Origin of the sequence: Heyndrickxia camelliae (genome assembly GCF_002844575.1) — a bacterium.
Classification (GTDB): domain Bacteria; phylum Bacillota; class Bacilli; order Bacillales; family Bacillaceae_C; genus Margalitia; species Margalitia camelliae.
In genome coordinates this window covers 565,608-578,320 of sequence record NZ_PIQO01000001.1, presented here as the reverse complement: position 1 = coordinate 578,320, position 12,713 = coordinate 565,608, and the positions used below count along the sequence as shown (strand labels likewise).

12 protein-coding genes are annotated in these 12,713 nt (G+C 36.8%); all 12 read right to left on the bottom strand.

Going from position 1 to position 12,713, the window contains the following annotated elements:
- On the bottom strand, window positions 1-888 hold the full coding sequence (gene rsgA / locus CWO92_RS02870) for a ribosome small subunit-dependent GTPase A (protein WP_101352662.1): 888 nt from the start codon (window positions 886-888) through the stop codon (window positions 1-3).
- 112 nt (window positions 889-1,000) lie between these two features.
- Window positions 1,001-2,998, bottom strand: a complete 1,998-nt coding sequence (gene pknB, locus CWO92_RS02865) for a Stk1 family PASTA domain-containing Ser/Thr kinase (RefSeq protein ID WP_101352661.1) — start codon at window positions 2,996-2,998, stop codon at window positions 1,001-1,003.
- Window positions 2,992-3,762, bottom strand: coding sequence for a Stp1/IreP family PP2C-type Ser/Thr phosphatase (locus CWO92_RS02860; protein WP_101352660.1), 771 nt, complete (start codon window positions 3,760-3,762; stop codon window positions 2,992-2,994). The genes pknB and CWO92_RS02860 overlap by 7 nt, the downstream gene beginning before the upstream one ends.
- A gap of 155 nt (window positions 3,763-3,917) precedes the next feature.
- Complete coding sequence (rsmB, locus tag CWO92_RS02855; RefSeq protein WP_199256864.1) at window positions 3,918-5,249, bottom strand: 16S rRNA (cytosine(967)-C(5))-methyltransferase RsmB; 1,332 nt, start codon at window positions 5,247-5,249, stop codon at window positions 3,918-3,920.
- Entirely contained in the window at window positions 5,245-6,189 is a 945-nt protein-coding gene (fmt, locus tag CWO92_RS02850) for a methionyl-tRNA formyltransferase (RefSeq protein WP_101352658.1), read from the bottom strand. Before fmt ends, rsmB begins: the two co-directional genes overlap by 5 nt.
- Entirely contained in the window at window positions 6,186-6,671 is a 486-nt protein-coding gene (gene def, locus CWO92_RS02845; RefSeq protein WP_101352657.1) for a peptide deformylase, read from the bottom strand. Before def ends, fmt begins: the two co-directional genes overlap by 4 nt.
- 36 nt (window positions 6,672-6,707) lie before the next feature.
- Window positions 6,708-9,113 (bottom strand): primosomal protein N', encoded by a 2,406-nt coding sequence (gene priA / locus CWO92_RS02840; RefSeq protein WP_101352656.1) that lies wholly within the window; start codon window positions 9,111-9,113, stop codon window positions 6,708-6,710.
- Window positions 9,100-10,317, bottom strand: a complete 1,218-nt coding sequence (gene coaBC / locus CWO92_RS02835; protein ID WP_101352655.1) for a bifunctional phosphopantothenoylcysteine decarboxylase/phosphopantothenate--cysteine ligase CoaBC — start codon at window positions 10,315-10,317, stop codon at window positions 9,100-9,102. Before coaBC ends, priA begins: the two co-directional genes overlap by 14 nt.
- A 295-nt stretch (window positions 10,318-10,612) precedes the next feature.
- Complete coding sequence (rpoZ, locus tag CWO92_RS02830) at window positions 10,613-10,825, bottom strand: DNA-directed RNA polymerase subunit omega (RefSeq protein ID WP_101352654.1); 213 nt, start codon at window positions 10,823-10,825, stop codon at window positions 10,613-10,615.
- 1 nt (window position 10,826) lies between these two features.
- Entirely contained in the window at window positions 10,827-11,441 is a 615-nt protein-coding gene (gmk, locus tag CWO92_RS02825; protein WP_101352653.1) for a guanylate kinase, read from the bottom strand.
- An 11-nt stretch (window positions 11,442-11,452) separates the two neighbouring features.
- Window positions 11,453-11,716, bottom strand: a complete 264-nt coding sequence (gene remA / locus CWO92_RS02820; RefSeq protein ID WP_101352652.1) for an extracellular matrix/biofilm regulator RemA — start codon at window positions 11,714-11,716, stop codon at window positions 11,453-11,455.
- A 59-nt stretch (window positions 11,717-11,775) separates the two neighbouring features.
- The gene (locus tag CWO92_RS02815; protein ID WP_101352651.1) at window positions 11,776-12,651 is read right to left on the bottom strand and encodes a YicC/YloC family endoribonuclease; all 876 of its coding nucleotides are present in this window, start codon (window positions 12,649-12,651) and stop codon (window positions 11,776-11,778) included.
- Between the last annotated feature and the right edge of the window lie 62 nt (window positions 12,652-12,713).

The window sequence follows — 12,713 nt, the reverse complement described above, 5'->3', positions numbered from 1 at the left end:
TTAATACCTCGGCTTTCTGTCTTTAATTTCTTGTAAGAACTGTAAATAATGCTGATAACGATAATCAGGTATTTCCTTTTTTTGCACTGCCATCTTTACAGCACACTTAGGTTCATTAAGATGGAGACATCCTCGAAATTTACAGTCGGATTTCCGTGACTCCATTTCAGGAAAACAATTTCCTAATTGTTCTGCATCAAGCTCATCAAAATCCAAGGAGCTAAAACCTGGTGTATCAGCAACAAGACCTTCCCCATTTGCAATTTCTATCAATTCCACATGTCTTGTGGTGTGTCTCCCACGCCCTAAATGGGTAGAGATATCATCAGTTTTTATAGAAAGATCAGGATTAATTGCATTTAAAAGGGAGGATTTCCCTACACCTGACTGGCCGGCAAATACACTTGTTTTGCCTTTTAATTTTTCAAGGATAATATTTACGCCTTCATGCATTTTCGAAGATGTTAGAAACACCTCATATCCAATATTCCTATAATCATTTACATAGGATTCAATTATATCTATTTCATTATTTTGTAAAAGGTCCATTTTGGTAACACAAATGACAGGAATGATTCCACTTCCCTCTACCAACACTAAAAAACGATCTAATAAAGCTGTACTAAAATCCGGTTCTTTAGCAGAGAACAACAAAATTGCTTGATCCACATTGGAAATTGGCGGACGAATTAACTCGTTTTCTCTTGGCAATATTTCCATAATATATCCTTCACGGTCATTTTCCGCTTGATATTCAACATAATCACCAACTAAAGGGGTTATTTTATTTTTCCGAAAAACTCCCCTGCCGCGACATTGAATTAATTTTTTTTCGTCAAGAACATAATAAAAACCACTTAACGCTTTAATAATTTTTCCCTTCGGCATTGCATCACTCCTAACCATTTTTCTATTGTGATAACCAGAGTATTATTAATCTTCCTTTCCATTTTAATCAAGTGGAGCAGCACGCATTTTGTCCCTATGTTCCATTTTCAAATTAATCTCCAGGGTATGGAACTATATCCTCTTCTATTGCAGTCCCATCACGTACAACCCTATATGATGCTTGTTTCCCCTTTTCAACTCTAAATTCAAAGACCTTTTTTGTATCTTCTGTAATTTCAAATGTATCAGCTGGTGTCGTCATTGTATGATCCAAATCATCTATATAAATTTGTACCTTTTGAGGCTTGCCTTCCTCTGTTGGTTCGTATGGGATATCAATTTCCTTTTCTACTGTTTTCGGCGGAATGGGTTTTGGGCCTTTAGAGATAACCACTTTGACTTTATCTCCTTTCAAAAGCTCTGTACCAGCGTTTGGAGACTGACTAATGACGTTACCTTCCGGTGAAGTATCAGAATAATCCTGTTGTGACATATCAATATTTAAGCCCGTTTCCTCAGCATAATCCTTTAAACTTTTTTCATTATAATCGGTTAAATCTTTTAAAGTGATTTTTGGTTGACCTTTGCTTACAGTAAATGTAATCACCGTATCTTCTGGAACTACCTCAGTGTCTGGGGATATATCCTGATCAATAATGGTTCCTGCGTAACTATCATCGTATACTTCATTCTCACGAATATCCTTAAAGCCTTCATTTTTTAACAATTGCAATACGGAATCGTATTGTTGCCCTTTATAATCGGAAAGAGTGTATTTTTCTTTACCAGTGCTCACATAAATATTAATGGTCGTACCTTCCTTAACGGATTCTCCTGACTTCGGATCCGTTTTAACGATATGGTCCTCTGCAATCTCTTCATTAGGTATTTTAATTGTATCTCCAATCTCAAACCCTTTATCCTTTAATATAGAGATAGCATCTTCAATAGATTTATTTGTAACATCCGGAACCCCTACTTCTTTGGGTCCCAGAATATCTGGTAAATAGGCAAAAGCCAAACCCGCAAAAACAAGTAATAAAACGATAATCGAGCTTAAAACCCAAGGCCATTTTCTTTTTTTCCTTTTTTGCTTCTTATTATTTCCTTTTTCCTTACTATCACTCGCATTATCCTGCACATCATTCTTTTGAGAGTCAGTTCCATTTCCATGAATCATCGTTTTATCGTCGTTTCGAGTATGGACAGAATTCAAATCGGTAATAACTGGGATGACTTTAGTTACATCATCATCTTCAGGTACAGTAAATTTTGGTTCGTTTATTCTTTCTGGATTTAAGGCAGTTCTAATGTCTTCTTCCATTTCCTCCACATTCTTGTAGCGATGAAACGGATCTTTCGCAGTAGCTTTTAAGATAATATTTTCTACACTTTGTGGAATAGATGGATTCCATCTTCGTGGTGAAGGTGTTTCTGATTGCAAATGTTTTAATGCAATCGATACAGCAGATTCACCTGAAAATGGTAATCTCCCGGTTAGCAATTCAAACATGACTATTCCTAGTGAATAGATATCAGATTTTCGGGTTGCCATACCGCCTCTTGCTTGCTCAGGAGACAAATAATGCACAGTTCCTAAGACAGAATTTGTTTGTGTAATAGCAGTCGCAGATAACGCCATCGCTATGCCGAAATCTGTAATTTTTACAACTCCGCTATGGTCTATTAAAATATTCTGCGGTTTAATATCACGGTGTATAATATGATGCTGATGTGCGTGTGATATTGCCGAAGTTAACTGCTGCATAATATCTAATGCCTTATCTATTGAGATAGGATAATATTCCTGTATGTACTGTTTCAAAGTCATACCATCAATAAATTCCATGACAATATAATTTATATCATCCTCTTCCCCTATATCATATATATTTACAATATTAGGGTGTGCTAAACTTGTCGCAGATTGAGCCTCTCTTTGAAAACGATGTATAAATTCCTGTTCATTAGCAAAATCTAAACGTAGTATTTTAATTGCAACATCGCGATCAAGTATCATATCATGAGCTAAATATACATTCGCCATTCCCCCGCCGCCAATCATCTCTTTGATTTTATAGCGGTCATTAATCCTTCTGCCGATCAGCATTTATGACACCTGCTTTCATCAGGTAGGGGGAAATCAAGAAGCAGGATTGTTATATTATCCTCACCACCGTTTTCATTTGCTAAATCGATCATAGCTTGTGCTTTCTCTTCCATGGTCAGGCCATCCTTACATAACATATCTTTCATTTCCAAATCTGTCACTTTATCATATAAGCCATCAGAACATAATAACAAACAGTCACCATTATCTATCATGATGGTCTTAATATCTACCTCAACCGTTAACTCTGTACCAAGCGCTTTTAATATTAAATTTTTCCTTGGGTGATGCTGTGCATCTTCTTTGGAAATTTGACCGGTCTTAACCAATTCGTTTACAAGAGTATGGTCTTCTGTTAACTGCTGAAATCCATTTTCGTTTAAAAGGTATCCCCTGCTATCTCCAATATTTGCAATCGTAATAAATTCATTCGTACAAATGGCTGCAACTAAAGTTGTCCCCATTCCATCCAAATTACTATCTGTCTGCGCATGTTCATACAATCGAGTATTGACATCCATTATAGTTTCTCTTAACCATTTTTCAGCGATAGCTGCATCGATTTCGTTGTCTTTAAACGAATTCATCCAGTATTCTCTTAAAATATCTACCGCCATTTCACTTGCAACATCCCCTGCATTATGTCCGCCCATCCCATCGGCTACAATTGCAAGATATGCTCCAGATATATTCGTTAACATATCACCATTGTCTTCATTATTAAGTCGAACCTTCCCAGTATCTGTTTTTACTACATATCCCACTATCCGGTCACCTCGTTTCTTCAAATTGCTTTTTAATTCACGTAATCGCATACTGATAATCGTAGTACTTTGTGTTACTTTTACGACTTTTGTAGTTATTTTTCCTGCTAAATGTTAAGATTCACCCTACTAAAGTGCTATATTCCGATAAAATATCATCTTTTTTTAAAGCATGCAATGAAGAATCCGTCACTTCCAAAATCTTGTGGAAAGATTTGCAAGCAATTATTTTGAACAAACGGTTGAATAGTGGCAGGGACATGAAGTGAATACGCCTCAAAATCCGGGAAATTCTCTAGAAAATATTGAACAGTTCCTTCATTTTCTTCTTTATCCACCGTACAAGTACTATAGGTCAAGATACCACCAGGCTTAACCAGCTGAGCTGCTTCTGTCAAAATGGAGTGCTGAATAGTTTGTAATGCTCGAATATCGTGAATTGTCTTCACATATTTTATATCCGGTTTCCTTCTTAAAACACCTAAACCGGAACAAGGTGCATCCACAAGTACTCGGTCAAATATTTCACTTTGATAATGCTCTCCAATTTTTCGACTGTCCATTGCAATAGTCTCAACATTTTGTAATCCGAGGCGATCTGCATTTTCTTTTATAAGCTTTACTTTATGCTCATGTAGATCATGTGCGATTACTTTACCCGTTCCATTTAATTTTTCAGCAATATGAGTTGTTTTTCCGCCGGGAGCTGCACAGCAGTCCAATATTAATTGATTAGGTTCAATTTCCATAACATTAGCTACTATCATCGAGCTTTCATCTTGAATAGAAATGAGGCCCTTTTGATAACAATCTGAATGAACTAAGTTTCCTTTTAAAGATTGAATTGCTTCGACTAAAATAGGGCTTTCTTGTACGAGGAAACCTTCAGATTCTAATTGTTTTATGACCTCTTCCCGTGTCGTTCTTGTTAAATTCACTCTTGCCGTTTGTAATGGCGCCATTAAATTAGTTTCACACATTTTTTTGGTTTTCTCAAATCCGAATTGGTCTGTCCACCTTTGTACTAGCCATTGGGGATGACTCGTCTCGATAGACAGTTTTTCAACCGCATCCTTAATTTTATCTAATGATGGAACCCCTTTTCGTTGAATTGCCCTTAATACTCCGTTAACCATCCCTGAAACTCCTCGATGACTGCGGCGCTTCGCAATTTCCACCGATTCAAAAAGAATAGCACGATCAGGAATCTTGTCTAAATATAACATTTGATAAAGTGACAATCTTAAAAGATTTAACACCCACGGTTCTACTTTTTTTTGTAAAAATGGTTTTAAATAATAGTCTAATGTTAATTTCCTTTGTAATGTGCCATAAGTAAGCTCCGTAAGCAATCCTACGTCCGGACCTGTAATATGATTTTTTTCAATCACTTTATTCAATAACAGATTGCTATAGGATTGATGTTTTTCTATTGCTTCTAGTATATCCAATGCTGCTTCTCTGACATTTTTCTTTGGCATATTAATCTCCTAATACTTTTCCTAATAAAGATTCCTTGCCTACACCATTAAGAAATTGAACGGCGGACATTTTCTTTTTTCCAGATGGCTGAAGCTCTGTTATCTTAATCGCTGTATGATTTCCAGTGCTTACAACGAAACCATCCTTTAGGATATCAACGATCGTTCCAGGGCGGCTGTTTTTATCAAAATGAAATTTTTCTCCCCACCACACTTTTAATACTTCACCATCTAACATTGTGTATGCTACTGGCCACGGATGGAGTCCGCGGATTTGATTATAAATAACCTCTCCATTGCGTGACCAATCGATTTTTTCTTGTTCTCGTTTTATGTTCGAGGCAAAAGTTGCTAACTCTTCGACCTGTTTTATTGGATGGATTTCATTTTTTAAGAGTTTCGGTAAGGTTTCCGACAAAATTTGTGCACCAGCCTTACTCAACTTCTCATGTAGACTCCCAACATGATCCGTTTCAGAAATTGGGACTTCAACTTGACTAATAATGTCCCCTGCATCTAATTTTTCCACCATATACATAATCGTTATTCCAGTCTTCTCTTTCCCTTGTAAAATGGCATAATGGATTGGTGCACCACCTCGCAACTCTGGCAATAGAGACGCATGGACATTGATACATCCAAGTTTTGGGGCCTCGAGGAGTTGTTTAGGAAGTATTTGTCCAAATGCTGCTGTAACAATTAAGTCTGGTTTTAATGCTAATATTTTTTCAAGTTCTTCAGGCTCTTTTATTTTTTCAGGTTGGTAAACAGGCAAATGATATTTTTGTGCTGCAACTTTTACTGGTGGAGGAGTTAATATACGCTTTCTGCCAACTGGACGATCTGGCTGAGTTACAACAGCTACTACATCATATCCATCGCTTATTAATCTTTCGAGAACAGGCACCGAAAAGTCCGGAGTTCCCATAAAAATAATCTTTGTCATTCGTTTTCCATCTCCTCTAGCTCTTCCTCACTTACATATTTTAAAACTTTGGAAGTAAACAGGACACCATGCAAGTGATCAATTTCATGTTGAATAGCGCGTGCAAGAAACTCTTCCGCTTCGATTATAAATGTCCTGCCTTTGATATCTTGTGCTTGGACTTTAACATAATTTGGCCTTGATACTGTTCCGTATAATCCTGGAAAACTTAAACAGCCTTCTACATCTGTTTGTTCGCCGCTTGTTTCTAGGATGACAGGATTAATTAAGTCAATTCTGCCCAATTCATCTCCAACATCTACAACTGCGATTTGAACATCTAGACCGATTTGCGGAGCTGCTAAACCAACGCCATCTGCATCTAGCATCGTTTCGTACATATTTTTTACTAATGTTTTCAATTTACGATCAAATTGTTTAACTGGTTTACATTCCTTTTCAAGAATATCTGCAGGATGTTTTACGATTTCGAGTATTGCCATTAGATGTTTTCCTCTCTTCAAAAATATCTATTTTCTTTACATCATCATATAAGGATTGACATCAATTGAGATTGTTAATCCTTCCGACTGCTTTTGCTGACTGAAATGTTCCAATACCATACGAAGGTTTTTAGCTAAGTCTGGTTCCCGCTTGTATTTTATCAGACATTGATAACGATATCTATTATTTATTCTAGGAATTGGGGATGTAACAGGCCCCAGAATAATGGATTCCTTGGAAATTTTCGAGCGAATATATTTCGATATTTTATCGGTTGTCGATACAACTTTCATTAAATCTTCATGGCTTACTGTTATTAATGCTAAATAATAGAATGGAGGATATGAGCCGATTTTACGCATCATCATTTCTTGTTTATAAAAGCGATTATAGTCTTGGATACCTGCAAGTTCGATACTATAGTGTTCTGGTGTGTACGTTTGGATTACCACTTCCCCCTCAAGCTCATGTCTCCCTGCTCTTCCGCTTACCTGTGTTAGTAGTTGAAATGTTTTTTCCGATGAACGAAAATCTGGCAGATGAAGCATTGTATCCGCGCTTAACACCCCAACTAACGTGATATTTGGAAAATCCAGACCCTTAGCTATCATTTGGGTTCCTAGCAGTATATCCGCTTTTCCTTCTTGAAATTGCTGCAACAATTTTTCGTGGGCACCTTTTCTGCTTGTTGTATCGACATCCATGCGGATTACTCTTGCTTCAGGCAATAATTTACCGATTTCCTCTTCAACTTTTTGTGTTCCCGTTCCAAAATAGCGGATATGTTCACTATTACATTCCGGACATATCGTTGGCACATGATCCTCATAACCGCAATAATGACATTTCATTTGATTTGTATGTCGATGATAAGTTAAAGAAATATCACAATGTGGACATTGGATAACAAAACCGCAATCCCTGCACATGACGAACGAGGAATATCCGCGACGATTTAAAAAAAGTACAGATTGTTGCCTTTTTTCGATACGATCTTGCAACTTGGAAAATAACTCTCTTGAAAAGAGGGAACGGTTCCCTTCGCGAAGCTCTTCCCTCATATCTACTATTGAGACCTTAGGCAAGTCCTTATTATTCATCCTTCTTTTCATAGAAAGGAGCGTGTAAACGCCTTTTTGCGCTCTGGCAAAGGATTCAAGAGAAGGAGTTGCACTTCCAAGAATAACCGGACACTTGTGATAGTTTCCACGAAAAATAGCTACATCTCTTGCATGGTAACGGGGATTTTCTTCTTGTTTGTAACTTGTTTCATGTTCTTCATCAATAATAATGATTCCTAGATTTTCAAAAGGAGCAAAAATAGCGGATCTTGCTCCTACTACCACTTTTACTTCTTTCCTTTGGATTTTTCTCCATTCATCATAATGTTCACCTACTGATAAGCCACTGTGCAGAACCGCAACATCATCACCGAATCTTCCTTTAAAGCGATGAACCATTTGCGGCGTTAAAGAAATTTCCGGAACAAGAACAATTGCCTCTTTTCCATTGTTTAACACTCTTTGTATTGATTGCAAATAAACTTCCGTCTTGCCGCTGCCTGTAACTCCATATAATAGAAAGGTTTCATGGCGTTTGTCATCAATAGAACGCACAATAGGAGCCATTACTTCCTCTTGTTCATCTGTCAGCTTTAAAGCTTCCGTTCGCTTAAATACCCTATTTTCATAAGGATCACGGTAAACTTCCTCTTGTTTCTCCTGCAAATAACCTTTTTGCACTAAAGATCTTGCTGATGCAAGGGTGGCACCTGTACCTTCTGTTATTTGATTTATTGATAATTGATCTTTTCCTGTCTTTTGAAAATATTCTAAGATACATTTCTGTTTAACCGCGTTATGTGGGAAGTCTGAAAGTACCGTTTCTAGTTCCTTCCATGAAAGAAGGAGATGAAAGGAGCGCACCCATTTTTTATTCCCTTTGTTTTTAACAACATATCGTACTTCTACGTTTCCTTTTTTTACTTCCTTTTGTAATAAGGGCAGTACCTTTCTTTCTTCAGCTTCTTCCCATGATAATTCTTCTTTTTGACCAAAGATTTCTCGCAAATTTGTATCATGAGTATCGGATACAAGATGAAGTATTTTTTTATATTTTGCTTTCATCGCAGACGGAAGCATCGCCTGATATGCGGAAACCTTTAAACATAGTGTAGTTTCGGTTAACCAATGTCCTAACTGCAATAATTCCTCATTTAAAACAGGAGTAAGATCGAGCGGTTCAATTATTTTCTTTAATTTAGTTATTTCAGAATGATCCCGAATATCCAAAACAAAACCTTGGATGGAACGTGGCCCAAATGGGACAGCAACCCTTGTACCAATATTAATTTTATCCGTCCATTCCTCAGGAATGATATAATCATATGTTTTATCCGTACGCATTGTTGGAACATCAACAATGACGCTAGCTATTTGCATTCCTAACTCCTTCTTTCAAATCCCTGTGTATCTCTAATAATATTTCTTTAGCAGTTTGATTTTTGCTTAGCAACGGAAGCTCCTTTTTAGTATGGTTCTTTTTATAAAGAGTAACGATATTCGTGTCCCCTTCGAATCCCGCTCCTTCTCTGCTTACATCATTAGCCACGATAATATCAGCATTTTTTCGTTCTAATTTGCTCCAGGCATATTCATCTATATTTTCTGTTTCCGCTGCAAAGCCAACTAAAAATGGCTTGTCCTCTTTCTTCCCAAGTTCTAACAAAATATCCTTCGTTCTTTCGAATTCTATGATTAAGTTGCCATCTTTTTTCTTGAGCTTTTGTTGGGAAATTTGTTTAGGACGATAATCCGCAACAGCTGCACTTTTAATAATAATGGTCGCCTGTTGATATTTATCCATTACAGCTTGATACATGTCTTCAGCACTGGTAATTTTTATTAACTGTACATCTTTTGAAATCGGCAAGGAATCTACACTTGATACTAAGATGACCTTTGCCCCCATTTTAACCGCTTCTTCAGCGAGCGCATAACCCATTTTACCAGAAGAGCGATTGGTCAAAAATCGAACAGGATCTATCATTTCCTTTGTTGGTCCAGCTGTAATAAGAATTGTTTCTCCTGATAAGGTATTCGTTTGCGTTTGAAAATAATTTGTCACAAGAGAAACGATCTTCTCCGGTTCCTCTAATCTTCCTTTTCCTACATAACCGCATGCTAAATATCCTTCTTTTGGTTCCACAAATTGATATCCAAAGCTTGCAAGAGTCTCTATATTTTTCATTACGGCAGGATGGCTATACATATGTACATTCATGGCAGGAGCAATCCAAACTGGAGCAGTTGTCGCTAACAATGTAGTTGTGATCATATCATCTGCAATACCGTTCGCTAATTTCCCAATAACATTAGCAGTGGCGGGAGCAACTAAAACCAAATCCGCCCAATCAGCCAAATCAATATGCGCAATTACTTCCGGATGTTTTTCATCAAATGTATCGATGTACACATCGTTTCTGGAAAGCGCTTGAAATGTTAAGGGAGTGACGAACTGACAGGCTGATTTTGACATAATCACTTTTACCTTTGCCCCTGATTGAATCAGCTTACTTGTTAAAGCTGCCGCCTTATAAACAGCAATGCCGCCAGTAACACATAATAGAATATTTTTATTTATCATGTTAACCTCCGAGATTTTTTCTTTATATTTGTCTAGCTACAGTGCCTATCGACTGCTAACTTCCAGTCTCCTCCCTAGGATAAGTGAAAATGGCAGTTCAATTTTCAATTGCTCGTGAACTACCTCGTCATGTTTCCTTTATCTCAGACGAAGACTCCGAAGGTGAAATTATACTTCAAATTTCACTCATCCATACGCCCATGAGCAAGGCACTTGCGCTTTTCTTTCTATTATGAGGCATTTATAGTCAGGTTAAAAGAAAAAACAACCTATTTTTTCATAGGTTGTTTCTAGCTTATCCTTGGACCTTTTCGTCATCTGTTTTAATAACCAATTTCTTTGCATAAATTTCTTCTAGAGCTTTGCCAACATATTTTTGAGAAACAAAATGATCTAATAATCCATTGTCAACTTCTTGGAGATTTCGCGCTCTTTTAGCTGCAACAGTTACTAACGAATATTTTGAATCAATTATTTTAAGCAGTTTGTCAATAGATGGGTATAACATATTACTCAACCTCCAGCATTTTTTGATATCTTGGTGCTACACGAGTCGTTCTACAATGCTCTGCTTGAACAATTGCTTTAATTCGATTACAGGCTGCTTCTACTTCATCGTTTTCAACCACATAATCATAAAGGCTCATGAGCTCAATTTCTTTCCTTGCCTCTTTCATCCTGTTTTGGATTAGTTCGTCTGTTTCTGTGCCTCTTGTTACAATTCTAGATTGTAATTCATTTAAGCTTGGCGGGGCAAGGAAAATAAATAATCCATCAGGAAATTTATCTCTAACTTGTTTGGCTCCTTGCACTTCAATTTCTAAAAATACATCTTTCCCTGCTTCTAATGTTTCCTTTACATAGTCAACAGGAGTTCCATAATAATTCCCAACATACTCTGCGTATTCTAATAGCTTATCCTGGGCGATTAATTCCTCAAATTCTTCCCTAGTTTTAAAAAAATAATCTACTCCGTTTACCTCTCCTTCGCGGGGCTTTCTGGTAGTCATGGAAATAGAATATTCAAATTGAGTATTACCCTGTGAAAATATCGCTTTCCTTACAGTTCCCTTTCCAACACCTGACGGACCGGAAAGTACAATTAACAACCCTTTTTCTTTCATCAAACAAAATCCTACCCTTCTTCTCCATTGTCATCCTTATTACTCAAACGATGTGCTACTGTTTCAGGCTGTACAGCAGATAATATTACATGATCACTGTCCATTATAATAACAGCCCTCGTTCTTCTCCCATACGTAGCATCAATTAAGGTTCCACGGTCTCTAGCATCTTGAACGAGGCGTTTAATTGGCGCCGATTCAGGACTTACAATGGATATCATTCGGTTAGCTGAAACAATATTGCCAAACCCAATATTAATAAGCTTTATAGTCATAACAATCCCCCAACTACCAATAATCTATTTTGACCTTTTCATATAGGAAATAATCAATTTTACTCAATATTTTGAACCTGTTCCCGCATCTTTTCTAATATTGTTTTCATCTCTATTATTTGTGCAGCAATATTGGAATCATTAGCTTTGGAACCGATAGTGTTTACTTCGCGATTCATTTCTTGAATCATAAAATCTAATTTTCGTCCCACCGGACCTTCCAGTAAAAGGCTTCTTTTAAATTGGAGCAGATGACTTTTAAGTCTTGTAATTTCTTCATGTATATCGGATTTATCTGCAAAAATAGCAATTTCTGTTAGAATTCTGGATTCATCAAATTGACCTTCCGTATAGTCCTTTATTTTCTTCTCTAAGCGGTTTTTATACTGTTCGACTACTGTTGGTGCATAATCGAAAATTTTATCAAGATATTCTTTAAAAAGGCTTAACTGATTCTCCAAATCCTTTTGCAGTTGCTCCCCTTCTACCATCCGCATTTCTATTACTTTATGTATTGCATCTTTTACTGTCAGTAAAACGAGGTTTTCCAACTCTTCATTTTCTTCCTCTACTTCTTCCATTGTTACAATATCATGATGGGTTAAAAGGTCTTTCAAATCTATTTGCGAATGTAAATCATACTTATTTTTTAATTGACCAATAAATTGATAATAATCATCTAACAAGTTCCAGTCAATATGAAGCTTGCGTTTTGCAATACCGTTTCCCGAAAGAAGAATAAAAACCTCAACCCTTCCTCTGCGGACAAATTCACTAATTGTCCTTTTCACTTTTTCCTCTAGTTTCAACAGATTTCTTGGCATTCGCACATTAATTTCGGAAAATCGATGATTTACTGTTTTGATTTCAACTACAGCTTCGCAATCTTGCCCTTGTGTTTTGCTTCTTCCAAACCCGGTCATGCTTAGTACCATAATTATATCACTTCCATTTCCGACTAAGGAGAATTGTGTACATTTTTGTACAAAAAAAGAAG